This is a genomic window from Pseudonocardia sp. DxW (genome assembly GCF_058448985.1).
The window spans coordinates 440,796-466,925 of the sequence record NZ_JBZFLK010000001.1 but is presented as its reverse complement, the minus strand read 5'-3'; the positions used below and the strand labels follow the sequence as shown (position 1 = coordinate 466,925).

Here is a 26,130-nt window from a genome sequence, read left to right as displayed (position 1 = left end):
TTCGCTCACCGACGATTCTACGCACCGTCACTGTAAGGAAGCCTGCTGTCGCGATGCGGGTCAGTGCAGGCACGGAGCGTGACACGCGACACCCGTCCGGCCCCGGGCGGGACGAGCTGGGCCGGACGGGTGTCGCGCTCAGCCGATAGGGTCCGGGACCGCGATCCCGAGTTCCTTCTCCACCGCGCGCAGCGAGATCGCGGACTGCTCGGCGTAGATCTGCTCGGGGGCCGCCACCGGCCGCCCGATCGCGTCCGAGAGCCACGTCGCGTCGCGCTCCGCCCCGCCCTGATCAGCGTGCAGCGTCGCGTTGCCGGTGAGGTTGGAGGCGAAGATCCCGGCCGCGGACCGGGGCAGGAAGTCCTCGTAGACGATCGGCGTGGCCTCGACCCAGCCCTGTTCCAGCAGCTCGCGCAGGGTGCCGGGCGGGGTCCCCTCCGGCGTCCGCCCGGCGGTCGCGTAGCTGAAGTAGCCGAGCCCGCCCAGGCACAGTTCCTGTTCGCTGGCGGGCAGGTGCTCGGCCCACACGTGCGCGGCGACGGCCGGGCGGTCGTCGTCCGGCCGGTCCGCCATCCGCTCGTCCACCAGGGCGACCATCCGGTCGTAGAGGTCCCGGCCGGCCGGGGTGAGCGCGATCCCGCGCGCCTCGACCTCACCGAAGCGCACCCGCAGCTCCCCGGTGGACACGCTGCCGTCCGGCTCGGCGAACCGGCGCGGCTCGGCCAGCGCTCGGAACGACGTCTGCCGGAGCAGTACGTCCGGGCCGCCCCAGGCGGGCGGGCCCTGGATGCGGTCGATCATCGTGATCCCGCGGTCCTGCATCCGCCGGTAGAGGTCGTCGATGTCGAGGACCCGGGGCGTCAGGTGGTTGATGTGGGTGCTGGCGACGCCGCCGATGTCGGCCGCCACCCCGGATATCCGCTCCAGCTCGGCGTACCAGGCTCGGTCGACCGGCTCGGGGGACAGGGCGAACGACGCGGTGGCGAGCTCCAGGAACCGCTCGGCGTCGGCGGCGTCGAGCCCGCCGCCGGCCTCGGCGCGGTCGGCGAGCACGAGCAGCTCGTCCGGGAACAGGGTGCGGCTCTCGATGAACGCGGTGAGCCTGCGCTCCAGGTCGGCGTCGAAGAAGCGCCGGTCCTGCGGGACGAGCACCGAGGTGAACACCCGGAACGGGTTGCGGGCCAGCTCCTCGGTGTCGGTCGGGCGGAACGAGGTCGAGACGACCGGGATCGGCTGCGGGCGCGCGTCGCGCAGGTCGTAGAAGCCGGTCGGGTGCATGCCGAGCGCGCCGAAGATCCGCGCGACCTGGGCGAGCTCGGCGGCGCTGCCGACCCGGATCGCACCGTGCCGCTCGGCGGTCACCCGGGCGATGCTGCCGAGCCGCTCGGCCGAGTCTCCTTGTTCCTCGATGACCCGCCGGTTCACCTCCTCGGAGACCTGCAGCAGCGTGGTGTAGGCAGGGACCTCGGTCCCGTAGAGGTGTGACAGTGCCGCGGCGAACCGGCTCCGGAGCTCGGTGGTGCCGACGTGGGACATGGTGGTTGCTCCTGGCTGTGGATTCGGGTGGTGCGGCCGGGCCCCGCGGCGGGGGGCCCGGCCTGCGGGTCAGCTCGTGCCGCGCGGTCCGTCGCCGGCGCCCGACGTGACCTCGGCCGGTGGTGTCTCCGCCGCCAGCGAGGCGGCGTAGCGCGCGGTCTCCCGCCGGCTGACCGAGGTGCCCGCGAGCGTGCCCAGCAGGCTGAGAAGGATCAGGCCACCGTAGAGCAGCTGGACCGGCAGGATGTTGGTCCCGTCGGCGCCGACCAGTGTCGCCGCGACGAGCGGGACGAAGCCGGAGACCAGCGAACCGGACAGCTGGTAACCGAGCGAGATCCCGGTGTAGCGCAGCTCGGCGGGGAACAGCGTGGTGAGGAAGCCCGACAGTGTGGCGTAGTACACCGAGTGGCCCACGTAGGACAGTGCGACCGCGAGGTACACCGATCCGGGACCCTCGCCCGCGCTGATCAGGGCGAGCAGCGGGAACGGTGCGACCACCAGGTAGATCAGTGTGTAGGCGATCTGCGCGTTGCGCACCGAGAACCGGTCCGCGACGACCGCCGCGAGCGGGGTCAGCACCACCTGGATGAACCCGCCGGCCAGCAGCGCGTTGAGGAAGACCTCGCGGGCGACGTCCTGGGTCTCGACGGCCCAGTTCAGTGCGAAGACGTTGCGGAAGTACACGCCGGACACCGCGCAGGACGCGATGAAGACGCAGACGTTGGTGAGCGGGAAGCGCCGGAGCAGCTCCAGCACCGGGGCCTTCTTGGCGGCGACGGCCTCGCGGCGCTCGCGGGCCCGGACGAACTCGTCGTTCTCCTCCAGCTTGAGCCGCAGGACAAGGCCTACCACCAGCAGCGTGCCGCTGAGCAGGAACGGGATCCGCCACCAGCCGTCGAGCAGCGCGTCGCCGGAGGGGAGCAGCAGGAACACCGAGGTCGACAGGATCGAGCCGACGGGGGCGCCGAGCTGGGCCATCGACGCGGCGAGAGTCTTGCGGTGCGGAGGCGCGGCCTCGGAGGCGATGAGCACCGCGCCGCCCCACTCGCCCCCGACCGAGAGGCCCTGGAGCATGCGCAGGAACAGCAGGATGATCGGTGCGGCGACACCGATCGTCTCGTAGGTGGGGAGCAGACCGATGGCGACGGTCGCACCACCCATCAGCAGCAGTGTGATGAGCAGTGAGGTCTTGCGGCTGACCCGGTCACCAATGTAGCCGAAGATCACTGCGCCGACCGGCCGGAGGATGAAGCCGATCGCGAAGGTGGCGAGCGCCGAGAGGGTCTGCGCGAGCGGATCTGCATCGGGGAAGAAGAGCTTGCCGATCACCAGCGCGGCGGCGGTGCCGTAGACGTAGAAGTCGTACCACTCGATGGCGGTACCGGCGAACGCTCCCCATGCGGCACGACGCGCCTTCTTGGGGTCGCTGGTGTCGGGGGCGGGTGGGGCGGGTTGTGTCATGGGGAGGGGTCCGATCGTCGTCGTTGCCGCAACGGACTAGATGTTGCATGTAACATGCTATTACAGAGCGCAATAAAGGATCTTGAGATCGCGTTCCGCTGTCGCCTGTGCACGCACTGCTTTGTGACCTGCGATTTCTCGCACCCTTGCCCGGTTGCCGCACCCCTGGTCGGTCGTCGCACCGGGTCCACCCGGTGCGGGGTGGAGCGGGCGGTGCGACGACGTCGGGGCGGGGTGCGGGGTCCACCTGGGGTACGGGCCTGCCGAGGGTGCGGGAGCCGCCCGGGGTGCGGGGGCCGCCCGGGGGAGGACCCGTCTGGCGCCCGGGGCGATGCCGAGCTGCTTCGCGCGGTCAGGAGATCAGCACGATCCGTCCGTCGGCGGTGCCGGCGGCCTGCCGCTGCCAGGCGGCTCCGGCGTCGTCGAGCGGGCGGCGCTCGTGCGGGAGATCGAGGGTCCCGTCGGCGACGGCGGCCGCGACCGCTCCGAGGGTCTCCGCCCGCTCGGCGCGGGACAGCTCGTTGTTGGTGTAGCCGATCACCCGCAGCGACCTGCTGCGCAGCGTCGCGGAGTCGATCGGGCTGGTGTCGCCGGCCGAGCTGCCCAGGTGCAGCATCCGGCCGCCCGGGCGCAGCGCGCGCAGCGCCGCCGCGGCGGGGACCCCGAATAGCGGGTCGAGCACCAGGTCGGCGGCGCCGTCGCAGGCGTCGGCGAACCGTGCAGCCAGCTCGTCGAGACCGCCGTCCAGGTCGACCACGACGTCCGCGCCGGCGGCGGCGGCCCTGGCCCGGGCGGCGGGGGAGCGGGCTCCGGCGACCACCCGTGCCCCGGCGTCGCGGGCGAACCGCACCGCGGAGAGCCCGACCACGCCACCGGCGCCGAGTACGAGCACGGTCTCCCCGGACGTCAGCCCACCGCGGGCGTGCAGGCAGGCGTGTGCGGCGACCGCGGACAGCCCGGCCGCCGCGACGGCGACCGGATCGGTGCCGTCCGGCAGCTCCACCAGGTCCTCGGCGACGGCGGTGGCGACCGCGGCCATGCTGCCGTCACCGGGGCGCATCCCGGCCGTCGTCGGGAACCAGACGGTCCGGCCGTCCACCCGGCCGACACCCTGCACGCCGGGGACGTACGGCGTCGCGGGCGTACCGAAGTACGACCTGCCGGACGCGCACAGCAGGTCGAGCGGGGTGATCGGCGCGGCCAGCAGCTCGATCGCGACCTCGCCGGGCCCCGGCTCGGGGACCGGCCCGTCCCGCACCACCGGCGGCTCGCCCGGCCGTTCGACGAGTACCCGGCGCACGATCAGGCCGGCTGCAGGACGAAGTCGTACCGGGCCTCCAGCCACGGCTTGTCCGAGTGGCCGCCGTCCGGCGTCGGACCGGGGCCGTGCTCGGTGAAGCCGACGACCAGCTCCCGCTTCACGCCGAACACGACGTCGGAGTCCAGGTACTCGGCGCCCTCCCGGAACAGGTGGGTGATCAGCGGCTCGAACCCGGGCACGGCGATCAGGAAGTGGATGTGCGCCGGCCGGTAGTAGCTGATGTCGGTGCCGGAGATCAGCGCGCCGACCGGGCCGTCCATCGGGATCGCGTAGCCGAGCGGGGCGATCGTCCGCACGCAGTAGCTGCCGTCCGGGCGGGTGGTGTACTTGGCGCGCAGCCGGGCCTCGTCGACGTCGAGCTGGGCCTCGTAGGCGCCGTCGGAGTCGGACTGCCAGACGTCGAGCACCGCCCCCGGCACCGGCGTGCCGTCCAGCGACCGGACAGTGCCGTGCACGAAGAGCAGCTCGCCGGGCAGCCCGTCGGACATGTCCTGGCCGAAGTCGCGGTCCGGCGAGCCGTCGATGTGGAACGGGCCGAGCACGGTCGCCGGGGTGGCCGCCGGGTCGAACCGGTGGTTCTGCTGGACGACGAGCATGGACAGGCCGAGCACGTCGGAGGCGAGGATGAACTCCTCGCGCTTCTCGTCGCTGATCTGCCCGGTCGCGGTGAGCCACTGCACGGCGGCCATCCACTCGGCCTCGGTCAGGTGCGTCTCCCTGGCGAACGCGTGCAGGTGCCGCACCAGGGCGGTCATCAGCTCGGCGGTGCGCGGGTCGTGCGCGGTCGCCCAGCGCGCGGCGGCGACGTCGGTGATCGTGTCCTCGGTGACGGTGGCGGGTTGCGTCGACTGCGATGTCACTGCAGCTCCTCGGGTCGGTACGGACGGGGGTCGACGGAGCGGTTGTTCAGGTCGACCGACAGGAAGATGTCGTTCGCGACCGGGCTGCGCAGCTCCTCGGCGAGCTGCCCGACCAGTCCCGCGGTGCGGGCGAGCAGCGCGAAACCGCGCAGCAGCTCCAGCGGCAGGCCGAGATCGGCCAGCGCTGCGCCGCAGACCCCGGCGCCGTTGAGCGGCAGCGTCCGCCCCAGCACCTCGGGATGCACCCGGCCGATCGCGGCGAACAGCCGCAGGTGCGGGCCGGTGAGGCCCTCCTCCTCGGCGATCGCGAACAGCCGCGGGGTGCGCGGGTCGCCGTCCTTGTGCACGTGGTGGCCCAGGCCGGGGACGAACCGCTTCGCGGCCCGCTGCGCCCGGACGATCTCCAGCGCGACGGCGTCCCAGCCGGCGTCGTCGACCGGATGCTCGGCGGGCAGCTGGTCGTGCAGGAACCGGCCGCAGTCCTCGGTGACGCCGAGGAACCGGGATCCGCCGCCGAGCAGCCCGGCGGCCAGCGCGCCCTGCACCGAGTCCGGTGCGGACAGGTGGGTGAGCCGGGTGACGATCGCGGTGGGGGTGAACCCGTGATCGGCCAGCGCGGCGAGCACGGCCTCGAAGACCCGCGTCTCACCCCGGGCCGGACGCCGCTGGGTGGCCAGCCAGAACGCCAGCTCGCCGAACCCGACCTCGCCCATCACGTCGTTCGCGAGATCGTGCCCGAGCAGCGTGATGCTGTCCGTGTCGGACGCGCCCAGCGCGGTCTCGTAGATCCGGTCGCTCATCTCTCGCTCAGCCACTTCCGCAGGTCGGCGCCGTGCTCGTCGAGCTGCGGCGGGGGGAGGCGGTACACCGCGGGGGTGGTCGAGAACCGGATCGGGTGCCGGGTCGTCGGGATCGCGCGCTCGCCGTCGCCGACCTCGACGACCGGCTCCAGGCCGAACCGCTCGGCCATCGCGAACCCGCCGTCGATGGTCTGGATCGGTCCGCACGGCACGCCGGCGTCGGTGAGCAGCTCGAACCACTCGACGGCACCGCGCTCGGCGAGCCGCTCGGTGAGGATCGGGCGCAGCTCCTCCCGGTTCGCGGTGCGGTCGGCGTTGCGGGCGAACCGCGGGTCCTCGGCGACGCCGGGGATGCCGAGCACCTCGCAGAGCTTGCCGAACTGCCGGTCGTTGCCGGCGGCGACGATCATGTCGTCGTCGGCGGTGGGCAGCGGCTCGTACGGGAAGACGCTGGGGTGCGCGTTGCCCATCCGGTAGGGCACGGTGCCCGACGCGACCCACGCCGAGCTGTGGTTCACCAGACCGGTCAGCGCCGACGACAGCAGGTTCACCTCGACGTGCTGGCCCTCGCCGGTGCGGTCGCGGTGCCGCAGCGCGGCCAGGATGCCGATCGTCGCGTGATTGCCCGCCATCACGTCGAACACCGAGATCCCGGCCCGGAACGGCGGCCCGTCCGGGTCGCCGGTGAGGCTCATCAGCCCGGACATCGCCTGCACCATCAGGTCGTAGCCGGGCACGTGCGCGCCCGCTCCCGAGCCGAACCCGGAGATCGAGGCGTAGACGACGCCCGGATTGGTCGCGGCGACGCTGTCGTGGTCCAGCCCGAACCGGGCCATCCCGCCGGGCCGCAGGTTCTCGATGACGACGTCGGCGCGGCGGGCGAGCTCCTGGGCGGCGGCCCGGTCGTCGTCGTCGCGCAGGTCGAGTGCGATCGACCGCTTCCCGCGGTTGATGCCGAGGTAGTAGGTGGACTCGCCGTCGTGTTCGGGAGGCGTCCAGGAGCGGGTGTCGTCGCCGGCCGGGCCCTCGACCTTGATCACGTCGGCGCCCATGTCGGCCAGCAGCATGGTCGCGTACGGCCCCGCCAGGATCCGCGAGAAGTCGGCCACCAGGATGCCCGACAGCGGTCCGCCGCCTGGCTCCGGTGCTCCGGGGTCGGCCATGAGATCCTCCGTGCTGATCGCGATACGGACAACTGTCCGCTCATGCCGATCGTGGCGCCGGAGGAGATCGTGGTCAAGCCGGGGCGGGCACCGTCACGTGCGGCACGGTCGCCAGCCGGGCGAAGTCGGCGCTGATCTCGCCCGCGGTCTGCAGCAGCAGCGGGAGATGGTGCTCGAGCAGGGTCTCCAGCGGGGTCTCGGCCGCGTGGCAGTTGACGTTGACGCCGGCGATCACCCGGCCCTCGCCGTCGCGCAGCGGGGCGGCGACCGACCGGATGCCGGGCGCGAGCTGCTCGTCGGTGAGCGCCCAGCCGCGCGCCCTGACCTGCCGCAGCTCGGTGTCGCGCTCGGCGCGGTCGGGCTGCCAGCGCGGGGTCAGCCCGGACCGGCTCGGCTCGGCCAGCACCCGGTCCAGCTCGTCCGCGGACAGCGCGGCGAGCTGCACCTTCCCCAGCGAGGTCGGCAGCGCCGGGAACCGGGTGCCGATCTGGACCGCCAGCGTGACGATCTTCGGCACCGCGACCCGGGCCACGTAGACGATGTCCGAGCCGTCCAGCTGGCCGATCGAGCAGGACTCGTTCGTCCGCTCGACGAGCTGCTCCAGGTGCGGGCGGGCGATCTCCCACAGGCCGGTCGAGCGGACGTAGGCGACGCCCAGCTCGAGCACCCGCGGGGTGAGCAGGTAGCCGCGGGCGGAGCTGCGGACGTAGCCCAGCTCGGTCAGCGTGATGAGGATCCGGCGCGCGGTCGGCCGGGCGAGCCCGGTGGCGGACGCGACCTCGGCCAGCGTCATCTCCGGCCGGGACGGCTGGAACGCGGTGATCACGTCCAGCCCGCGTGCGAGGGCCTCGATGAAGTCCGGCCCGGTTCCCTCACGTGGCATGGGCTCCCCCTCGTCCGCCGTCCGGCCGCCCAGGTTAGCCGGTCCTGTCCGCTCTGCGGACGGGCGTCTCCCGTGCGTGCGCCGGGGCCGCCTGGCGTCCGTTGACACCGCAAGCGGTCTGCGCCAGAGTGACCCGGCCGGAGCCTGTCCGCGTAGCGGACGTCCGTCCGATCAGTGTGGACAGTGAAGGAGCACCCCGATGAGCGACTCGATCGTCCTCCGTGGCGGAACCGTGCTGACGGTGGACGCCCAGCGGACCGTGCTGACCGGCCACGACGTCCTGGTGACCGGCGACCGGATCGCCGCGATCGGGCCGGACCTGGCCGTGCCGGAGGGCACCGAGGAGATCGACGCGACCGGGGGCGTCGTCATGCCGGGCATGATCGACACCCACCGGCACATGTGGCAGACCTCGCTGCGCGGCTACGGCGCGGACTGGACGCTCACCCAGTACTTCGTCTGGAACTACCTGGAGTGGGGCAAGATCTTCCGCCCGCAGGACGTCCACGCGGGCAACCTGCTCGCCGCCCTGGAGGCGCTCGAGGCCGGCGTCACCACCACCGTCGACTGGTCGCACGGGCTGCCGACGCCGCAGCACGCCGACGCCGCCGTCGACGCCCTGCAGGCCACCGCCGGCCGGTTCGTCCTCGCCTACGGCAACATCCAGGACGCGCCCGCGAACTGGACCGCCGATCCCGGATTCCGCGAGTTCGTCGGGCGCCGGATCACCCCGGGCGACGACATGCTCGGCTTCCAGCTGGCCTTCGACGTGACCGGCGACCCGGCGTTCCCGGAGAAGCCCGCCTTCGAGGCCGCCCGCGAGCTCGGGGTGCCGGTCACCACGCACGCCGGGGTGTGGGGCGCCACCAACGACGACGGCATCCGGCTCATGCACGAGCACGGCTTCATGACCCCGGAGACGGTGTACGTGCACGCCGCGACCCTGAGCACCGACTCCTACCAGCGGATCGCCGCGACCGGCGGCTCCGTGTCGGTGTCCACCGAGAGTGAGCAGAGTGCCGGGCAGGGCTACCCGCCCACCTGGGCGCTGCGCGAGCACGGCATCGACGTGTCGCTGTCCATGGACACCTCGATGTGGTGGAGCGGCGACCTGTTCTCCGCGATGCGCGCGACGCTCGGCGCCGACCGCTCCCGCGAGCACCTGGAGGCGCACGCCCGCGGCGACACGGTCACCCACTCCGCGCTGCGCGCCGAGCAGGTCGTCGAGTGGGCGACCCGCGGCGGCGCCCGCGCGATCGGCCGCGAGTCCGACCTGGGCAGCGTCGAGACCGGCAAGAAGGCCGATCTGGTGCTGATCCGCAACGACCACTCGCCGGTCTCGTTCCCACTGCTCAACCCGCACGGGCACGTCGCGTTCCAGGCGCAGCGCGCCGACGTGCACACGGTGCTGGTGAACGGCCGGATCGTGAAGCGCGACGGCCGGCTGGTCGACGTCGATCTGGCCGCCGCCCGGGCCGCCGTCGGGGCCACCGTGGAGCACCTGCGCGCGACGATGGGCGAGGACGCCTGGCAGGCCGGGATGAACCCGGAGATCCCGGAGACCAAGATCCTCGACAACCCCTACACCTACACGGACTATCGCAGCGGGGCGACGCACCAGGTGTGATGGACCGATGGGGCGACTGCGCTACTCGACGATCATGTCGGCGGACGGCTACCTGACCGACGCCGAGGGCCGCTACGACTGGGCGTTCCCCGACGACGAGGTGGTCGCCTTCATCACCGAACGCGAGCGCGACGCCGACACCCACCTCTACGGCCGCCGGATGTACGAGGAGATGCGGTCCTGGGAGGACGTCACCGACGTCACCTCGGACCGGTCGGCGACCGATCTCGAGTTCGCCCGCACCTGGCGGGCCGCGACCAAGGTGGTGTTCTCCCGGACCCTGACCGCGGTGAGCACCGCGCGGACCACCCTGGAACGCGAGCTCGACCCGGCCCGGGTCCGGGCGATCCTGGACGCGGCGCCGGGCGACGTCTCGATCTCCGGCCCGACACTCGCCGCCGACGCGATCCGGGCCGGGCTCGTCGACGACCTCGAGCTCTACCTGGTCCCGATGCTGGTCGGTGGGGGGTTGCGGGCGCTGCCCGACGGCGTCCGGGCCCGGTTGGAGCTCGTGGAGCAGCAGCGGCTCGCCGGCGGGTTCACGTTCCTGCACTACCGGACCCGCCGCACCCCCGCCTGACCCGCCGCACCCCGCCCGCCGCGCCGCACCCCGTCACTCGCCGAGATGCATGTCAGCGGGCCGCGAAGATCGACAATTCCCGCTGAGGTGCATCTCGGCGAGTGACGGGGTGCGAGTCAGGGGCGGGCGCTCAGGCGGGCGGGCGGTAGCGGTAGCGGGTCTGCCAGACGCACCACGCGACGATGCCCAGCACCAGCACCGTGACGGCGACCCACACCGGTCCGACCGGCAGCCGCGGCGGATCGACCCGCGTCGCGTGCACCGCCGCCACCGGGACCAGAGCGAGGAAGGCGACGACGGCGCCGAACAACCGGCCCATGTCCTCGGCGAGCATCCGCCGCAGTCGCCCGGCCCGCCTCGGATGCATCCAGTACTCCTTGTGCGGCACGCTGACCGCGCCGAGCGGGCCCCGGGCGACCAGCGCGTACAGACCCGCCCCGGTGCCGATCAGGAGCAGGCCGAATCCGGTGCCGAACGCCAGGAACTGCCCGCGGGTGCCGAACCAGGTCGGCGTGCCGCCGGCGTCGAAGTGCATCGGGACGCCGTCCGGCGGCAGCTCCGTCGCTGCCCAGAGCAGTGCGGCGGCGTAGAACACCGATCCGGCGAGAAGCGGGAACCACGGACGCATCGGACGATCGTCGCAAAGGTCGGCGGACGGTCACCGGGCGGGCGCGAGCCGGTCCAGCATCGCCGCCAGCACCCGGCGGGCCCGGTCGACCGGTGCGCCGTGCAGGGCGACGTCGTGCCCCAGGCCACCGGCGAGTGCGAGCAGCGCGTAGCCGTCGTCCTCCGGTGTGGGGGAGCCGGCGGCGGCGACGACCTGCACGGCGAGGCCGAGGATCTCGGCGTCGCCGTCGGTGAGGATCGCGCGGGCCCGCTCGTCGACCTCACGGGCGGCGAACGCGGCGTGGATCCGGATCGCGTCGCGGGACTCGGGATGCGCGCCGAGCAGCTCGTCGAGGATCGTCGCCAGCGCCGCCCGCGGGGTGGGCGGACCGGAGCGCGCCCGCTCCTCGATCCGGTGCTCCATCCGGCGGTGCGAGCGGTCGAGCGCGTGCAGCAGCAGGGCGTCCTTGCTCGCGAAGTAGTGCTGCACGCGGCCCATCGAGATCCCGGCCTCGGTCGCGACCGAGCGCAGCGACACCGCCTCCGTGCCGGCCCGGGCGACGAGCGCGAGCACGGCGTCGGCGATCTCGGAGCGTCGGGCGTCGTGGTCCACGGAGCGGGGCACGACGGCATCGTAGCAATGCGATCGCATTGACACGGACACCGGAGCACTGTTGCAATGCGACTGCATTCCAACAGGGAGGTGCAGGATGAAGGCAGCACAGAACGTCGTCGGCCTGGTGGGGCTGACCCTCGGGATCGCCCCGCTGGTCATGTTCCTGTTCACCGGACGGGTGGGGCTGTGGGGGCCGTTGGGCGTCACCGGCCCGGCGCCGTGGGTCCCGCCGCTGCTCGTCGTCGTGGCGGCCGGGATCGCGCTGGTCGTGCTCGACCGGATGGAGCGGACCCGCCGGTGATCCATGCCTGATCCAGTCCTGATACGGCCCGGATGCAGGCCTGATACAGCCCGGATGCAGGCCTGATCCAGGCCAGATGCAGTCCTGATGCAGGCCGGCCGGCCCGGGGCCTCAGCCGGCCGGCGGCGAGCCGTAGCGGAGCAGGGTGCCGTCCGGGTCGATCTGGGCGCCCTCGCGCAGTCCGTAGGACGCGTCCACCGGGGCGATCGCGCGGCCGCCGGGCGCGGTCGACCAGCGGGCGTAGAGCTCGTCGGCGTCGTCGACGTGCAGGTAGGCACAGCCGGCGGTGCGCCGCGGATCGTGGTCGGGGTTCACCGTGACGTGCAGCTCCACGCCGTCGAGGACCGCGAAGCCGTACTCGTCGCCGTAGCGCTCGACGGCGAAGCCGAGCGCCCGGTAGTGGTCGAGCCACCGGCCGAGATCGGAGGTAGAGAAGACCGGCGCGACCGAGCGCAGGGTGGACATGAGGTATAGCCTGCCGGATGCACGTGCGGTCCCGGCGCATGACGAGGACCTTGCGAACCCGGGTGCGCTCAGCCGCCCGCGCCGCGCACCACCCGCTCCCGGCCCAGCTCGGCGACGTTCTTCATCAGTTCCGCGTTCGCCCAGGCGATCAGGTGGCCGACGGTGTGCCCCGCCGGCCACGGGAACGTCACCGGCCGGTCGAGATCGGCCCCGTCGAGCGCCACCGTCCAGGACGCCGCCAGCTCGCGCAGCGCGGCGACCACGCCGTCCGCGGTGCCCGGGTAGGTCACCTCGGAGCGGTCCCGGCGGGGCGCGCCGGACAGCTCGTCCAGCGCGGTGCTCCACCACCACAGCAGGTGCCAGGCGATCCAGGCGCCGGTCGGGGCGGGCGGCGGGTCCGGCTCGGCGTCGCCGTCGGCCGGGAAGTCCGGCGTCCAGGAGCCGTCCGGTCCGCGGTGCACGGTCCAGTGCAGCGGCGCCGGGACCCGGATCAGGTCGTCGTCGGCGAGCCGTTCCAGGTGGTACTCGCAGAGCGCCCAGGTCAGGTCGAACTGCCAGCGCAGCAGCCCGGCCACCTCAGCCGCCGGGGCGCCGGGACCGCTCGGCGAGCATCTCCTCGGTCGCGGCCGCCACCTCGACCTCGTCCACCTCCGCGGTGCCCTCGGCCGTCACCGTGACGAGATTCGGGAACAGCGAGCGGATCAGGTCCGGGCCCGCGGTGGCGGTGTCGTCGTCGGCGGCGTCCCACAGCGCGTTCACCGCCAGCGAGATCGCGCCGTCCCGGTCCAGGTCGGGGCGGTGCAGCTTCTTCAGCGACGCCTTCGCGAAGTCCGATCCGGAGCCGATGCCCGCATAGCCGGAGCGGTTGCGGGCGATGCTGCCGGACGCGTCGAACGTCACGATCCGCTCCGGATCCGGATCGGCCGGATCGTAGCCGACGTAGAGCGGCAGCGCGACGAAGCCCTGCATCGCGGCCGGCAGGTTCTCCCGGACGATCGTCGACAGCCTGCGGATCTTGCCGTCCTGGCTGATCGGCGCGCCCTCGACCTTCTCGTACTGCTCGACCTCCGCCGCGAACAGCTTGAGCATCAGCAGCGCGTGCCCGACCGAGCCGGCGAACCCGGCGGCCGAGGTGCCGTCCACGACGACGACCTTGACCAGGTCCTTCTGCGCGATCAGGTTCCCCGCCGTGGCCCGGCGGTCGCCGGCGAGCAGCACCCCGCCGGCCCAGGTGAAGGCGATGATCGTGGTCCCGTGCGGGGCCCGCAGGTCGGGCGGGACCCGCTGCGCGGGATCGCGGGGCAGGTTGGCGGGCAGCGCCTCGGGGGCGTGTGCACGCAGCTGTTCCAGGAACGACGGGCCGGTCATGCGGGGAGCTGGCTCCGATCTGCTTCGGGCCGGACGGACCCGGCCGATCCTTCCCCGGGCGGTGCGGAAGGTCCAGCGGGAAGCGGGCAGACTCGCCGGGGTGAGCGCACGTGAGCGGGCCCGGTCCTTCTGCACCCGGTTCGGCCTGACGGTGCCGGTGCTGGAGGCGCCGATGGCGGGCGCGTGCCCGCCGGGGCTGGCGGCGGCGGTGGCCGCCGCGGGCGGGATGGGCGCCGCCGGCGTGGTCAACGACGCCCCGGCGGCGATCGCGGACTGGGCCCGGCGCTACCGGGAGGCGGCAGGGGACGCGCCGTTCCAGCTCAACGTGTGGATCCCGGACCCGCCCGCCGAACCCGGCACGGACGCCCAGGCGGCGTTCCTCGACCGGCTCGGCGGCACCGCAGGTCCCGCCCCGGGCCCGGCCCCGGACCTCGACGAGCAGGTCCGCGCGGTGATCGACGCCCGCCCGACCGCCGTCTCGACGATCATGGGCCTGCTCCCGGCCGGGCACGTCGCCGCCGCGCACGCCGCCGGGATCGCCTGGTTCGCGACGGCGACCACCCTGGACGAGGCGCTGGCCGCCGAGCGGGCCGGCGCGGACGTCGTCGTCGCGCAGGGGATGGAGGCGGGCGGGCACCGCGGCAGCACCCGTCCCGGGGACGCCGAGGGCACGGCCGTCGGGCTGTTCGCGCTGCTCCCGTGGCTGGCCGGGGCGCTGTCGGTGCCGGTGGTGGCCGCCGGTGCGGTCGCCGACGGCCGGTCGGTGGCCGCCGCGCTGACCCTCGGTGCGAGTGCGGTGCAGGTCGGGACGGCGCTGCTGCGCACGCCCGAGGCGGGGATCGACGCCGGCTGGGCGGCCGGGCTGGACGGCCTGGCGCCGGAGGACACGGTGACCACCCGCGCGTACACCGGCCGGCTGGCGCGGGCGATCCCGACCGGCTACGTCCGGGCCTGGGCCGGGCCGGACGCCCCGGCGCCCGCGCCCTACCCGCATCAGCGACGCCTGGTGGCCCGGTACCGGGCGGGCGAGCCCGGCCTGCTGGACCGGGTCAACCACTGGGCCGGGCAGGCCGCGGCGCGGGCGACGACCCGGCCGGCCGCCGAGGTGGTCGCCGGCATGTGGCGGGAGGCCGACGCGCTGCTGCCGTGAGCGCTCAACCCAGCATGTCGTCGAACTCGCCCTTCTTGGCGCCGTCGACGAACGCGGAGATCTCGGCGGGGGTGTAGACGAGCACCGGGCCGTCCGGGTCGGCCGCGTTGCGGACGGCGACCCGGCCGTCGTCCAGCACGGCGAACTCGACCCCGTCGCCGGTGTCCGCGCCGGCGCCCCCGGGGCGCCGCCAGGTGACCGGGCCGAGATCGGCCGCGCGGGTTCGGTCCGGGTCGGTCATCGGGGCCTCCGGGGGCGGTCGCTGTGGGGTGAATGACTGCGGAGAGTGTCGAACGTGTATGCATCCGATCTTGCATCCGCAACCGGCATCGCCGACGATGGGAGCCAGCTTGCCTGGAAGGGTCGTGAGAATGCGCCGGTCGACGTACGGACATCCATCGTGGAGGTCGACGTCATGAGCGCCGGAACGGCCCCCGGGGAGGACGGGCCGGAGGTCCTGACGCTGACCTCCGTCATCGACCGTCGTGCACACAAAGTGACCGATACGGAACTCTGTGCTCCGCACGCCATGCGGACGGGGCGCTACGAGGCGCTCTGCGGGCACCTCGTGTCACCGGCGCCGCTGGTCGCGGCGGACGGGACGCCGTGCCGGCGGTGCGTCGAGCTGGACCCGACGCCGACCGTCACGACGCCGCGCCGCCGCGGCGGATGGCTCGGCCGGCTGCTCCCGGCCTGATCCGGCGGCTCAGCGGGCCAGCCGGTCCGCGTCCGGCTGCTCGCGCCTGCGCAGCGGTCCGCGCACCCGGCGCTCCAGGAAACGCCGCCCCTGATGGATGATCCTGCTCACCGTGTTCGGCCCGCGCCTGCGCTCGATCGCATCGCCGACCCGGCCGAGCAGCCAGGCCAGCAGCGGCGCCCCGACGGCCAGCAGCAGCCACACCCGCAGATGGCGGGAGAACAACGCCCACATGGTGGAGACCACCTTCTCCGAACTCGACGACGACGGACGGGGAGGACGGTAGTACGCCGACCCGGCGCCCGCCGGTTACGTGACCGTGCCGCCACCCGCTCGTTGGGTGTACGAGGGCGGGTTCCGGCGGCCCCCGGCCGGGACGCCCGGGTTGAGGAGGTGTGCCCGTGTTCGCTCCGGGTGCCGACGGTCTGGTGTTCCTGGCCCTCGTGCTGGTGCTGCTCGCCGTCGTCCTGATGCTCCCCGCCGGTCGCCGGGCCGGAGCGGCCGCCCTGCGGTCGCTGCGCAGGCTGCCGGGCCTGATCCGGGCCGAGCTGCGCGGGGCACCGCCGCTCGGCCCCGAGCCGCGCCGCGACGACACCACGCCCGAGATCCCGGTGGTGGACGGCGACCGGCCGCCGCCGACGCGGACGTTCCCGCAGGTGGGTCGCTTCGAGCGCTGATCTTCCGGGATCCCGGCGGGGCGGCCTGTCGCCGGACCACCGACAGGCGGTAAATTTTCTTTTACCGGTGGGAACCACCGGCGCTCCCTCGACGTTGCAATGATGCGAGGGCCCGCCGCTGGTGGGTCCCGCACACGTCCGTCGAGGAGGATCCAGGTGCGCTCCACGAGCAACCCGGCGTTCCGCAACCTGCCCACCCAGCAGGGCGGCTACGCCACGTTCGACCGCTCGGGTGGCGGAATGATGGGCGGCGCATCCGCCTACGCCGGCGCCCAGACGTCACACGTCGACCCGAGCCGGGCCGCCCAGGAGACCGGCCGCCCGATCACGATCGACGACATCGTCCAGAAGACCGCGATCAGCGGCGGTCTCGCGCTGGTCGCGGGTTTCCTGACCGTCTGGTCGGGGCTCACGCTGCTGGCACTGCCGGCGTTCATCGTCGGCATCGTGGTGGCGCTGATCGTCATCTTCCGGCAGAAGCCCAGCGCCCCGCTGACGCTGACCTACTCCGGTGCGATGGGTGTCGCCCTCGGCGGCATCTCCGCGATGTACCCCGGGGTGGCGCTGCAGGCCGTCATCGGCACCGCCGGTGTGTTCTTCGGGATGCTGGTCGTCTACAAGACCGGCGCCGTGCGGGTCACCCCCCGGTTCACCAAGTGGATGATGGGCGCCCTGATCGGCGTCGTCGTCCTGATGCTGGCGAACCTGGTGATGAGCTTCTTCGTCGGCGGCGGGCTCGGCCTGCGCGACGGCAGCCCGCTGGCGATCCTGTTCAGCCTGGTGGTCATCGGGGTGGCGGCGTTCAGCCTGCTGCTCGACTTCGACGCCGCCGACAACGCGGTGAAGGCCGGTGTGCCGGAGAAGTACTCCTGGTACATCGCGTTCGGTCTGATGACCACGCTGGTCTGGCTCTACATCGAGATCTTCCGCCTGCTGAGCTACTTCCAGGGCGACTGACCCGCAGCACGACCCGGCCCACGCGGGCCGGGGAGCGGGCCGGACTCGCCCCCTCCGGTCCGACGCGCCGCGGACACCTCCGGGTGTCCGCGGCGTCGTCGTGTCCGGTCGTGTCCGGGCTTACCTGCACGCTCCGCGCGCCGTACCGTCTCCCTCGTGCCCGGGAACGACCCGGTCGCGGCCGGGGTCACCATCTTCCTGGCCATCGCACTGGGACCGGCGGTGCTGGTGGGGCTGCTGGTGCGCGCACCGGCGCTCGTCCGGCGGGTCGTGGCGCTGCGCCGCCGTTCCCGGCCCGCGCCACCGGTGCCGGTGGGGCCGCCGCTGGAACGGCTCGTCGCCGACCTGCGCCGGCTCGACCGGCTGCGCCGTGGCCCGCCGCCGAGCACCCGGTTGCGCCGGGTGGCGCTGCTCGCCGCCTACGACGACGTGCTGCTCGCCGCCTGCCGGGCCACCGGCGTCGAGGACCCGCCGCTGCGGGCCTGGGTCGACGCCGGCGGCACCGCCGGAGCGCTCGACGCGGGGCGCGACCTGGCCCGGCTGCGCACCGAGGCCGCGCTGGAGGCGACCGGGGTGCGGATCGACCCGCCGGGCCCGGCCGCCGCCTGAGGGGCGCTCAGGACAGCCGCTCGAGCACCATCGCCATGCCCTGGCCGCCGCCGACGCACATCGTCTCCAGGCCGTAGCGGCCGTCCCGGGCGCGCAGCCCGTTGAGCAGCGTCGTGGTGATCCGGGCGCCGGTCATGCCGAACGGGTGGCCGAGCGCGATCGCGCCGCCGTGCACGTTCAGCTTCTCCTCGGGGACGCCCAGGTCGCGGGCGCTGGGCAGGACCTGCGCGGCGAACGCCTCGTTGATCTCGACCAGGTCGATGTCGTCGATGGTCAGCCCGGCCCGGTGCAGCGCCTGCTCCGAGGCCGCCACCGGCCCGTAGCCCATGATCTCCGGCGACAGGCCGGTGACGCCGGTCGAGACGACCCGGGCCAGCGGCGTGATGCCGAGCTGCTCGGCCCGGGTGTCGGACATGACCACCAGCGCCGCGGCGCCGTCGTTCAGCGGGCAGGCGTTGCCGGCGGTGACCAGCCCGTCCGGCCGGAACACCGGCTTGAGCTGGGAGATCTTCTCGTAGGTGGTGCCCGGCCGGGGGCCGTCGTCGGTGCGCACGACGGTGCCGTCGGGCAGCGTCACCGGGGTGATCTCGCGCTCGAAGAAGCCGTCCGCGATGGCCTGCTCGGCGAGGTTCTGCGAGCGCACGGCGAACCGGTCCATGTCCTCGCGCGAGACGTTCTTGTAGCGGGCGAGGTTCTCCGCGGTCTGGCCCATCGCGATGTAGGCGTCCGGCAGCAGGTTCTGCTCGCGCGGGTCGGTCCAGGTCTGCGCGCCCTTCTCCGCGGTCTCCGCGGTGCGGGCCTCGGCGTCGGCGAACAGCGGATTGTGCGTGTCCGGCCAGGAGTCGGAGGTGCCGCGGGAGAACCGGGACACCGTCTCCACACCGGCCGAGACGAACACGTCGCCCTCGCCGGCCCGGATCGCGTGCAGCGCCATCCGGGTGGTTTGCAGCGACGACGAGCAGTAGCGGGTGATCGTGGTGCCCGGCAGCCCGTCGTACCCGAGCTGGACGGCCACGATCCGGGCCAGGTTGTTGCCCTGCTCGCCGCCGGGGAGACCGCAGCCCAGCATCAGGTCGTCGATCTCGGCCGGGTCCAGTGCGGGGACCTGGTCCAGGGCCGCGCGCACCATCTGCACGGTCAGGTCGTCCGGGCGCATCCCGGCGAGGGAGCCCTTGTTGGCTCGGCCGATCGGGGAGCGGGCCGCAGCGACGATGACGGCTTCGGGCATGGGACGTCCTCCTCCAGCGCAGGGGTCGGCCGCGACTGTACTCGCGGGTAACCGGACGTCCGCCCGGGACGTGACGAAACTGTCAGAGGGTCCCGGCATGCTGGCGCCATGACCTCCTGGGGAGAGTTCCGGTCCGCCGAGCCCGCGTTCGCCGAGCTGGCGCAGCGGATCCTGCAGCGCGGCGTCGCCCTGGTGATCGCGACCCTGCGGGCCGACGGCGCACCCCGGGTGTCCGGGATCGAGGTCGTGTTCGACGACTCCGGGCCGGTCACCGAGCTGGCGTTCGGCTCGATGCCGGGCGCGCGCAAGGGCGCCGACCTGCGGCGGGACCCGCGGTTCGCGCTGCACGCCGCACCGGCCGACCAGAGCGGCGGCGACCTGGGCGACGGTGATCTCAAGGTGGCCGGGCGGGCCGTCTGGAACGGGCCGATGTCCGGGCCGGTCGCCGGCGACGCGTTCCGGGTCGATCTCGGAGAGGTGGTCTGGACCGGCCTGAACGACGCCCGGAACCGGCTCGTCGTGCGCTGGTGGACGCCGTCGACCGGACTGCGCTCGGTGGAGCGGGAGTGAGCGGTGCGAGGATGCCCCCATGCGCTACGTCGAGCACGTCGTCGACCTGGTCGGGAACACCCCGCTCGTCCGGCTGGGAGCGGTCGCCGAGGGCATCGCCCCGCCGGTCCTCGCCAAGGTCGAGTACCTGAACCCGGGCGGCTCGGTGAAGGACCGGATCGCCCTGCGGATGGTCGAGGCGGCCGAGGCGTCCGGCGAGCTGCGCCCCGGCGGCACCATCGTGGAGCCGACCTCGGGCAACACCGGCGTCGGGCTGGCGATGGTCGCGCAGCGCAAGGGCTACCACTGCGTGTTCGTCTGCCCGGACAAGGTGGGCGAGGACAAGCGGAACGTGTTGAAGGCCTACGGCGCCGAGGTCGTCGTCTGCCCGACCGCCGTCGACCCGGACCACCCCGACTCCTACTACCGCACGTCGGACCGGCTGGTCAGCGAGATCGAGGGCGCCTGGAAGCCCAACCAGTACGCCAACCCGGCGAACCCGGAGTCGCACTACCTGAGCACCGGCCCGGAGATCTGGGAGCAGACCGACGGGAAGATCACCCACTTCGTGGCGGGGATCGGCACCGGCGGCACGATCTCCGGCATCGGCCGCTACCTCAAGGAGGTCTCCGGCGGCGCGGTGCGGATCATCGGCGCCGACCCGGAGGGCTCGGTCTACTCCGGCGGCACCGGCCGGCCCTACCTCGTCGAGGGGGTCGGCGAGGACTTCTGGCCGACCACCTACGACCGGGACGTCTGCGACGAGATCATCGCCGTGACCGACGCCGACTCGTTCGACATGACCCGGCGGCTCGCCCGCGAGGAGGCGCTGCTCGTCGGTGGTTCCTGCGGGATGGCCGCGGTCGCCGCGCTGCGGGCCGCGGCGACGCTGCCGGCCGACGCGGTGGTCGTCGTCCTGCTGCCCGACGGCGGGCGCGGCTACCTCGGCAAGGTCTTCAACGACGCCTGGATGGCGAGCTACGGCTTCCTGCCGCCGTCCGATGGCGCCACCATCGGGGACGTGCTGCGCCGCAAGGACGGCTCCATCCCGGCCCTGGTGCACGCGCACCCGAACGAGACGGTCGCCGACGCGGCGCTCTACCTGCGCGAGTTCGGCGTCTCGCAGATGCCGGTGGTCAAGGCCGAGCCGCCGGTGATGGCCGCCGAGGTGGCCGGCGCCGTCGTCGAGCGGGACCTGCTGGACGCGCTGTTCACCGGCCGCGCCCAGCTCGCCGACCGGCTGGAGGACCACATGTCCCCGCCGCTGCCGACGCTGGGCGCCGGGGAGTCGCTGCAGGACGCGATGGCGGCGTTCGTGAAGGCCGACGCCGCCCTGGTGCTGATGGACGGCAAGCCGGCCGGCGTCGTCACCCGGTCCGACGTGATCGCCTTCCTCGGCAACGGCTGACCGGCCGCAGGCCGATCGGGCGGCGCGCGTACCCTCCGAGCGCATGCAGGGCTTCTCCACACGGGCGATCCACGCCGGTCAGGACCCCGACCCGACCACGGGCGCGGTCACCACGTCGATCCACACGAGCTCCACCTTCGCGCAGGACGGCGTCGGCGGGACCCGTGGCGGGTACGAGTACTCGCGCAGCGCGAACCCGACCCGCACCACCCTGCAGGAGTGCCTGGCCGCGCTGGAGGGCGGCCGGCACGCGCACGCGTTCGGCTCCGGCATGGGCGCGACCGACACCCTGCTGCGGGTCCTGCTCCGCCCCGGCGACCACCTGGTCATCCCGCACGACGCCTACGGCGGCACGTTCCGGCTGGTCGACAAGGTGCTCGCCGGGTTCGGCGTCGAGCACACCACGGTCGATCTCGCCGACCTCGACGCGCTGCGCGCCGCGCTGCGCCCGAGCACCCGGGTCGTCTGGTCGGAGACCCCGACGAACCCGCTGCTGGGGATCGCCGACATCGCCGGCCTGGCCGGGATCGCGCACGAGGCCGGCGCCCGGCTCGTCGTCGACAACACCTTCGCCTCGCCGTACCTGCAGACCCCGCTCGCGCTCGGCGCGGACGTCGTCGTGCACTCGACCACCAAGTACGTCGGCGGGCACTCCGACGTCGTCGGCGGCGCCCTGGTCACCGACGACGACGAGCTCGCCGAGCGGATCTCGTTCACCCAGAACTCGGTCGGCTCGGTCCCCGGCCCGTTCGACGCCTGGCTGACGCTGCGCGGGGTGAAGACGCTCGCGGTGCGGATGGAGCGGCACTGCGACAACGCCGAGCGGATCGCCGAGCTGCTCGGCGCGCATCCGGCGGTCTCGCAGGTGCTCTACCCGGGCCTGCCCGGCCACCCCGGCCACGAGATCGCCGCGAAGCAGATGCGCCGGTTCGGCGGGATGGTGTCGTTCCTGGCCGCCGGCGGTCGGGAGGCGGCGCTGCGGATCTGCGCGGAGACGAAGCTGTTCATCCTCGCCGAGTCGCTCGGCGGGGTCGAGTCGCTGATCGAGCACCCCGGCCAGATGACCCACGCCTCGACCGCCGGGTCGATGCTGGAGGTGCCGGACAGCCTGGTCCGGCTGTCGGTGGGGATCGAGGACGCCAAGGACCTGGTCGACGACCTGCGGACCGCGCTCGACACGGTCCGCTGAGCGGCCACATCGAGCACGGTCCGCTGAGCGGCCACATCGAGCACGGTCCGCTGACCGGCCACATCGAGCACGGTCCGCCGAGCGCGCCGGTGCTCAGCTGCGGGACTGCTCCGGGGCCGTCGCCGGGTCGGTGACGGTCGGCGGCGGGGGGACGACGAGGTCCCCCGGCTCGACGCACCCGCCGACCAGCGCCCAGGTGCCGTCCGGCCCCGGCTCGTAGCGGCCGGGGTCGTCGCAGCCCGCGCCCTGCACCGTCGTCACGGCGAGCGCGGTCAGCGCGGCCGCCAGCAACAGCGGCGCGGTGGTGCGCAACCGGGTCATTCGCGAGTTCCTCCCCGACCCCGGACGCCGGGCCGAACGGACCCCGCACCGTCCGGGGCCCGCGCAGCGCGCCTCTACCCCGAGTGGCTCGGGGATCACGCCCGGTGGACATCCGCGAGGCTACCGGCGGTGGTGCGAGACTGCCCGGATGGTCGCCCCGCCGGACGCCTCCGTCACCCCGCCGGTCACCTCCGCCGACGTGTACGCCGCCCGCGAGCTGCTGGCCGGTGTGGTGCGCACCACACCCGTCGCCGGGGCCAGGGCGCTGTCCGATCTGGCCGGCACGCCGGTCCACCTCAAGTGCGAGAACCTGCAGCGCACCGGCTCGTTCAAGATCCGCGGCGCGTACACCCGGATCGCCCGGCTCACCCCCGAGGAGCGGGCCCGCGGCGTCGTCGCGGCCTCGGCGGGCAACCACGCCCAGGGCGTGGCGCTGGCGGCCCGGCTGCTCGGCGTCCGGGCCACGGTGTTCATGCCGGAGCGCGCCGCGCTCCCGAAGGTCGACGCCACCCGCGGCTACGGCGCCGAGGTCGTGCTGACCGGCCGGTCGGTGGACGAGGCGGTCGGTGCGGCCGCCGAGGCCGCCGAGCTCTCGGGCTCGGTGCTGGTGCACCCGTTCGACCATCCGGACATCATCGCCGGCCAGGGCACCGTCGCCTGCGAGATCCTCGAGCAGGTGCCCGACGTCGGCACCGTGCTCGTCTCGGCGGGCGGTGGCGGGCTGCTCGGCGGCATCGCCGCGGTGCTGCGCGAGCACCGGCCCGGCACCCGGATCGTCGGCGTGCAGGCCGCCGGGGCAGCAGCCTGGCCCGCGTCGCTCGCGGCCGGTCGGCCGGTCCCGCTGGGCGGGATGCGCACGATGGCCGACGGGATCGCCGTCGGACGCCCGGGTGACGTCACGTTCCCGCAGGTGGCCGGCCTGATCGACGAGCTGGTCACGGTCGGCGAGGACGCGCTGTCCGGCGCGCTGGTGCACTGCCTGGAACGGGCGAAGCTGGTCGTCGAACCGGCCGGCGCCGCGCCGGTCGCGGCGCTGCTGGAGCACCCGGACCGGTTCGCCGGGCCGGTCGTCGCCGTGCTGTCCGGCGGGAACGTCGATCCGCTGGTCCTGCTGCAGGTCATCCGCAACGGGCTGGTCGCGTCGTCGCGGTACCTGACGCTGCGGGTGCAGGTGCCGGACCGGCCCGGCGCTCTCGCCGAGCTGCTGGCCCGGGTCGGGACGCTCGGCGCGAACGTCACCGACGTGGCCCACTCGCGGATCAGCGGTGCGCTCCCGGTCGGCGAGGTCGACGTCGAGCTGAGCCTGGAGACCCGCGGGCCCGAGCACCGGGACACGATCGTCGCCGGGCTGCGGGCGGCCGGGCACGTCGTGACGGCGCCGGCCTGATCCGTGCCGTGCCGGGCCGGTCCTGTCCGGGGCCCGGTACGACGACGGGCCCGGCCACACCGGCCGGGCCCGCGTCGTCAGGTCCGGCGTCAGCCGGTGAACGCCTCGATCCCGACCAGCGTGACCTTCATGTTCCCGCCGTCGGGGAGCTGGTACTCGCGGGCGTCGCCGGGCTTCGCGCCGAGCAGGGCCGCGCCGAGCGGGGAGTTCGGCGAGATCACCTGCAGGTCGCCGTGGCTGCCCTCTTCGCGGGAGCCAAGCAGCACCTTCTCGGTGTCCTCGTCGTCCTCGTACTTGATGGTGAGGACGGTCCCGGGGGCGGCCTGGTCGGCGCTCGACGGCGTGGTGCCGACCTGCGCGGTGCGCAGCAGCTCCTGCAGCTGGCGGATCCGCGCCTCCTGCTGGCCCTGCTCCTCGCGGGCCGCGTGGTAGCCGCCGTTCTCCTTCAGGTCGCCCTCCTCACGGCGGGCGTTGATCTCGGCGGCGATGACGGGCCGGTTCGCGATCAACCCGTCCAGCTCGGACTTCAGCCGGTCGAAGGCCTCCTGGGTCAGCCAGGTCGCCTGGGTATCCGTCACCGTCATCAACTCCTTCAGGGAACAGGGCGTGTCGCCGCCGGGCGCCGGGCGCCGACGGGGCAGCGGGGTCAGCGGCACCGGGCGGCACGCCCCGAGTAAGGAAAAACACGACCCGCTGGCGGGCCGTGTACGAGACACCCTAGCACGATGCGCGCCGCTCGTCGCAGCTCCTCGATGAACGGCGACGCCTCCGAGTTGGTTCCCGATGGGCGGATCGTCGCAGGTGAGAGCGATGATAGCCGAGCGGCCGATTTCCTTTCCGACGTGCAGCGGAACCGCCCGCCGCAGCGTTCCGGTACGGGCGTCCAGCTCTGGGAACAGCGGAAACCCGGACCGCGTTGGCAGAGCTGAGCATCCCGTGCGGAGCGGTCGTTGTCGGTCCCCTCTGCCAGGATCACGACGAACACGAACTCGCCGCCCGCGCCGGTCCCGGTCGCGCAGCGGGCCCGAGCAAGGTGACCGTGGAGGAACCCGCCCGATGACCCCATCGCCCACGCCACAACCCGTGTCCCAGCCCCTGTCGCTGCCGGCTCCCGGCGAGCGGCCCCGGCTGCTCACGGTGCACGCCCATCCGGACGACGAGTCGTCGAAGGGGGCGGCCACCACCGCCCGGTATGCCGACGAGGGCCACGAGGTGCTCGTCGTCACCTGCACCGGCGGTGAGCGCGGCAGCGTCCTCAACCCGGCGATGGACCGGCCCGAGGTGCTGGCGAACATGACCGAGGTCCGGCGCGCCGAGATGGCCCGGGCCGCCGAGATCCTGGGCGTCCGGCACGCCTGGCTCGGCTTCGTCGACTCCGGCCTGCCCGAGGGCGACCCGCCGCCGCCGCTGCCCGAGGGTTGCTTCGCGCTCGGCGACGTCGAGCAGCAGACCGGGGAGCTGGTCCGGCTGGTCCGCGAGTTCCGCCCGCACGTGATCGTCACCTACGACGAGAACGGCGGCTACCCGCACCCCGACCACATCCGCACGCACGTCATCTCGATGGCCGCCTGGGCGGCCGCCGGCGATCCGGCCCGCTTCCCGGAGGCCGGTCCGCCGTGGCAGCCGCTCAAGCTGTACTACGGCCACGGCTTCTCCCGGGCCCGGCTGGAGGCGTTCCACCAGGCGTTCCTGGAGGCCGGCGAGGAGTCGCCGTACGCCGAGTGGCTGGAGAACTGGCGGGCCGACCGGCCGGACCCGGGTACCCGGGTGACCACCCGGGTGCCGTGCTCGGACTGGTTCGGCCGCCGGGACGACGCGCTGCGCGCGCACGCCACCCAGATCGACCCGACCAGCCGGTTCTTCTTCACCCCGCTCGAGGTGCAGGCCCGGGTCTGGCCGACCGAGGACTACGAGCTGGTGCACTCGCTGGTCGACACCGCCACCCCGGAGGACGACCTGTTCACCGGCATCCCGTTCGAGCGCGGGGAGCAGCGGAGGGCAGGCTGACCCGCGGGTAGCCTGGCCGTCGGGCGCGGCGCGAGCCGCGGCCGTGACGGTGACGGTTCGGTGAGTGCGGAGGCGGTCGGCGGTGCTGTTCGACGGCGCGACGGTGGTGGCGCGCGAGCTCGCGGCGGGCTTCCTGGTGCCGATGCAGGAGCGCCCGCCGCCCCCCGGGCAGCTGCCCGAATGGGGCAGTGCGGCGCCGGTGGGGCTCGCGGTGGTGCTGGTGCTGCTGCTGGCGACGGCGTTCCTGATCCGGAACATGAGCAAGCGGATCACCCGGTTGCCGGAGTCGTTCGACGAGCCGGGCGATCCGGGCGAGCGCGGCGGGCAGGACGCCGGCGCGGAGCCGCGCAACACCTGAGAGGCT

Annotated in this window: 31 protein-coding genes; 14 read left to right on the top strand and 17 right to left on the bottom strand. The window is 73.7% G+C overall.

The genetic code is table 11. The features are described from left to right. Positions 1-138 precede the first annotated feature (138 nt). From hglS to ACVJO7_RS02280, 7 genes are all read right to left on the bottom strand, one after another. Positions 139-1,536 (bottom strand): 2-oxoadipate dioxygenase/decarboxylase, encoded by a 1,398-nt coding sequence (gene hglS, locus ACVJO7_RS02310; protein ID WP_491671481.1) that lies wholly within the window; start codon positions 1,534-1,536, stop codon positions 139-141. Between the two features lie 69 nt (positions 1,537-1,605). Beyond that, complete coding sequence (locus ACVJO7_RS02305; RefSeq protein WP_491671480.1) at positions 1,606-2,997, bottom strand: MFS transporter; 1,392 nt, start codon at positions 2,995-2,997, stop codon at positions 1,606-1,608. Positions 2,998-3,349: 352 nt separating this feature from the next. Then, complete coding sequence (locus ACVJO7_RS02300) at positions 3,350-4,297, bottom strand: quinone oxidoreductase family protein (protein ID WP_491671479.1); 948 nt, start codon at positions 4,295-4,297, stop codon at positions 3,350-3,352. A 2-nt stretch (positions 4,298-4,299) separates the two neighbouring features. Then, positions 4,300-5,178 carry a dioxygenase family protein gene (locus ACVJO7_RS02295; RefSeq protein WP_491671478.1) on the bottom strand — a complete coding sequence of 293 codons (879 nt, stop codon included), beginning with the start codon at positions 5,176-5,178 and terminating at the stop codon, positions 4,300-4,302. After that, positions 5,175-5,978 (bottom strand): citryl-CoA lyase, encoded by an 804-nt coding sequence (locus tag ACVJO7_RS02290; RefSeq protein ID WP_491671477.1) that lies wholly within the window; start codon positions 5,976-5,978, stop codon positions 5,175-5,177. The genes ACVJO7_RS02295 and ACVJO7_RS02290 overlap by 4 nt, the downstream gene beginning before the upstream one ends. Beyond that, positions 5,975-7,141 (bottom strand): CaiB/BaiF CoA transferase family protein, encoded by a 1,167-nt coding sequence (locus ACVJO7_RS02285; protein ID WP_491671476.1) that lies wholly within the window; start codon positions 7,139-7,141, stop codon positions 5,975-5,977. The genes ACVJO7_RS02290 and ACVJO7_RS02285 overlap by 4 nt, the downstream gene beginning before the upstream one ends. A 73-nt stretch (positions 7,142-7,214) precedes the next feature. Next, positions 7,215-8,024, bottom strand: coding sequence for an IclR family transcriptional regulator domain-containing protein (locus tag ACVJO7_RS02280; protein ID WP_344026610.1), 810 nt, complete (start codon positions 8,022-8,024; stop codon positions 7,215-7,217). A 199-nt stretch (positions 8,025-8,223) separates the two neighbouring features. Between ACVJO7_RS02280 and ACVJO7_RS02275 the strand changes: the two genes are divergently transcribed. Both ACVJO7_RS02275 and ACVJO7_RS02270 read left to right on the top strand, forming a co-directional pair. Further along, positions 8,224-9,651 (top strand): amidohydrolase family protein, encoded by a 1,428-nt coding sequence (locus tag ACVJO7_RS02275; RefSeq protein ID WP_491671475.1) that lies wholly within the window; start codon positions 8,224-8,226, stop codon positions 9,649-9,651. Between the two features lie 7 nt (positions 9,652-9,658). Then, positions 9,659-10,231, top strand: coding sequence for a dihydrofolate reductase family protein (locus ACVJO7_RS02270; protein ID WP_491671474.1), 573 nt, complete (start codon positions 9,659-9,661; stop codon positions 10,229-10,231). A 130-nt stretch (positions 10,232-10,361) separates the two neighbouring features. On the opposite strand, the gene ACVJO7_RS02265 is transcribed toward ACVJO7_RS02270, so the two are convergent. Together ACVJO7_RS02265 and ACVJO7_RS02260 are read right to left on the bottom strand one after the other, a co-directional pair. Beyond that, positions 10,362-10,859 carry a hypothetical protein gene (locus tag ACVJO7_RS02265; protein ID WP_491671473.1) on the bottom strand — a complete coding sequence of 166 codons (498 nt, stop codon included), beginning with the start codon at positions 10,857-10,859 and terminating at the stop codon, positions 10,362-10,364. A 30-nt stretch (positions 10,860-10,889) separates the two neighbouring features. Further along, entirely contained in the window at positions 10,890-11,462 is a 573-nt protein-coding gene (locus ACVJO7_RS02260) for a TetR/AcrR family transcriptional regulator (RefSeq protein WP_491671472.1), read from the bottom strand. A gap of 85 nt (positions 11,463-11,547) precedes the next feature. Here ACVJO7_RS02260 and ACVJO7_RS02255 point away from each other — a divergent pair, with 85 nt between their 5' ends. Continuing rightward, entirely contained in the window at positions 11,548-11,754 is a 207-nt protein-coding gene (locus ACVJO7_RS02255) for a hypothetical protein (protein ID WP_491671471.1), read from the top strand. A gap of 111 nt (positions 11,755-11,865) precedes the next feature. Here ACVJO7_RS02255 and ACVJO7_RS02250 read toward each other — a convergent pair whose 3' ends face one another. From ACVJO7_RS02250 to prcB, 3 genes are all read right to left on the bottom strand, one after another. Then, the gene (locus tag ACVJO7_RS02250; RefSeq protein WP_491671470.1) at positions 11,866-12,219 is read right to left on the bottom strand and encodes a DUF8817 family protein; all 354 of its coding nucleotides are present in this window, start codon (positions 12,217-12,219) and stop codon (positions 11,866-11,868) included. A 68-nt stretch (positions 12,220-12,287) separates the two neighbouring features. Then, a complete protein-coding gene (locus ACVJO7_RS02245) occupies positions 12,288-12,794 on the bottom strand; it encodes a DinB family protein (RefSeq protein ID WP_491671469.1) in 507 nt (168 codons plus the stop codon). Between the two features lies 1 nt (position 12,795). Beyond that, positions 12,796-13,587, bottom strand: coding sequence for a proteasome subunit beta (gene prcB / locus ACVJO7_RS02240; RefSeq protein WP_491671468.1), 792 nt, complete (start codon positions 13,585-13,587; stop codon positions 12,796-12,798). Positions 13,588-13,687: 100 nt separating this feature from the next. Between prcB and ACVJO7_RS02235 the strand changes: the two genes are divergently transcribed. After that, positions 13,688-14,737, top strand: coding sequence for an NAD(P)H-dependent flavin oxidoreductase (locus ACVJO7_RS02235; RefSeq protein WP_491671467.1), 1,050 nt, complete (start codon positions 13,688-13,690; stop codon positions 14,735-14,737). Positions 14,738-14,741: 4 nt separating this feature from the next. Here ACVJO7_RS02235 and ACVJO7_RS02230 read toward each other — a convergent pair whose 3' ends face one another. Beyond that, positions 14,742-14,978, bottom strand: a complete 237-nt coding sequence (locus ACVJO7_RS02230) for a DUF397 domain-containing protein (RefSeq protein ID WP_344026590.1) — start codon at positions 14,976-14,978, stop codon at positions 14,742-14,744. A gap of 45 nt (positions 14,979-15,023) precedes the next feature. On the opposite strand from ACVJO7_RS02230, the gene ACVJO7_RS02225 reads away from it, so the two are divergent. After that, entirely contained in the window at positions 15,024-15,434 is a 411-nt protein-coding gene (locus ACVJO7_RS02225; protein ID WP_491671466.1) for a hypothetical protein, read from the top strand. Between the two features lie 9 nt (positions 15,435-15,443). Here the strand turns inward: ACVJO7_RS02225 and ACVJO7_RS02220 are convergent, their stop codons facing one another. After that, on the bottom strand, positions 15,444-15,680 hold the full coding sequence (locus tag ACVJO7_RS02220; RefSeq protein WP_358483405.1) for a hypothetical protein: 237 nt from the start codon (positions 15,678-15,680) through the stop codon (positions 15,444-15,446). A 155-nt stretch (positions 15,681-15,835) separates the two neighbouring features. Between ACVJO7_RS02220 and ACVJO7_RS02215 the strand changes: the two genes are divergently transcribed. The 3 genes from ACVJO7_RS02215 to ACVJO7_RS02205 all read left to right on the top strand — a co-directional run bounded on the left by ACVJO7_RS02215 (position 15,836) and on the right by ACVJO7_RS02205 (position 17,677). Next, positions 15,836-16,111, top strand: coding sequence for a hypothetical protein (locus tag ACVJO7_RS02215; RefSeq protein ID WP_344026584.1), 276 nt, complete (start codon positions 15,836-15,838; stop codon positions 16,109-16,111). 156 nt (positions 16,112-16,267) lie between these two features. After that, positions 16,268-17,068, top strand: coding sequence for a Bax inhibitor-1/YccA family protein (locus ACVJO7_RS02210; protein WP_344026582.1), 801 nt, complete (start codon positions 16,268-16,270; stop codon positions 17,066-17,068). Positions 17,069-17,224: 156 nt separating this feature from the next. Then, positions 17,225-17,677, top strand: a complete 453-nt coding sequence (locus tag ACVJO7_RS02205) for a hypothetical protein (protein ID WP_344026580.1) — start codon at positions 17,225-17,227, stop codon at positions 17,675-17,677. Between the two features lie 7 nt (positions 17,678-17,684). Here the strand turns inward: ACVJO7_RS02205 and ACVJO7_RS02200 are convergent, their stop codons facing one another. Further along, positions 17,685-18,905 (bottom strand): acetyl-CoA C-acetyltransferase, encoded by a 1,221-nt coding sequence (locus tag ACVJO7_RS02200; protein ID WP_344026578.1) that lies wholly within the window; start codon positions 18,903-18,905, stop codon positions 17,685-17,687. A 108-nt stretch (positions 18,906-19,013) separates the two neighbouring features. Here ACVJO7_RS02200 and ACVJO7_RS02195 point away from each other — a divergent pair, with 108 nt between their 5' ends. The 3 genes from ACVJO7_RS02195 to ACVJO7_RS02185 are packed head-to-tail and all read left to right on the top strand — an operon-like array spanning position 19,014 to position 22,051. Next, a complete protein-coding gene (locus tag ACVJO7_RS02195) occupies positions 19,014-19,475 on the top strand; it encodes a pyridoxamine 5'-phosphate oxidase family protein (RefSeq protein WP_344026576.1) in 462 nt (153 codons plus the stop codon). Positions 19,476-19,494: 19 nt separating this feature from the next. Next, positions 19,495-20,862 carry a cystathionine beta-synthase gene (locus ACVJO7_RS02190; RefSeq protein WP_491671465.1) on the top strand — a complete coding sequence of 456 codons (1,368 nt, stop codon included), beginning with the start codon at positions 19,495-19,497 and terminating at the stop codon, positions 20,860-20,862. Between the two features lie 43 nt (positions 20,863-20,905). Continuing rightward, complete coding sequence (locus ACVJO7_RS02185) at positions 20,906-22,051, top strand: cystathionine gamma-synthase (protein ID WP_491671464.1); 1,146 nt, start codon at positions 20,906-20,908, stop codon at positions 22,049-22,051. A gap of 93 nt (positions 22,052-22,144) precedes the next feature. On the opposite strand, the gene ACVJO7_RS02180 is transcribed toward ACVJO7_RS02185, so the two are convergent. Continuing rightward, positions 22,145-22,372: a hypothetical protein gene (locus ACVJO7_RS02180; protein WP_491671463.1), complete on the bottom strand. Its 228-nt coding sequence runs from the start codon at positions 22,370-22,372 to the stop codon at positions 22,145-22,147. Positions 22,373-22,520: 148 nt separating this feature from the next. Here ACVJO7_RS02180 and ilvA point away from each other — a divergent pair, with 148 nt between their 5' ends. Continuing rightward, positions 22,521-23,759, top strand: coding sequence for a threonine ammonia-lyase (ilvA, locus tag ACVJO7_RS02175; RefSeq protein ID WP_344026568.1), 1,239 nt, complete (start codon positions 22,521-22,523; stop codon positions 23,757-23,759). Positions 23,760-23,848: 89 nt separating this feature from the next. Here ilvA and greA read toward each other — a convergent pair whose 3' ends face one another. Then, positions 23,849-24,337 (bottom strand): transcription elongation factor GreA, encoded by a 489-nt coding sequence (gene greA / locus ACVJO7_RS02170; protein WP_344026566.1) that lies wholly within the window; start codon positions 24,335-24,337, stop codon positions 23,849-23,851. A 505-nt stretch (positions 24,338-24,842) separates the two neighbouring features. Here greA and mca point away from each other — a divergent pair. Both mca and ACVJO7_RS02160 read left to right on the top strand, forming a co-directional pair. Further along, positions 24,843-25,766, top strand: a complete 924-nt coding sequence (mca, locus tag ACVJO7_RS02165; RefSeq protein ID WP_491671462.1) for a mycothiol conjugate amidase Mca — start codon at positions 24,843-24,845, stop codon at positions 25,764-25,766. Positions 25,767-25,830: 64 nt separating this feature from the next. Beyond that, complete coding sequence (locus ACVJO7_RS02160; protein ID WP_344026562.1) at positions 25,831-26,124, top strand: hypothetical protein; 294 nt, start codon at positions 25,831-25,833, stop codon at positions 26,122-26,124. The last annotated feature ends 6 nt before the right edge of the window (positions 26,125-26,130 follow it).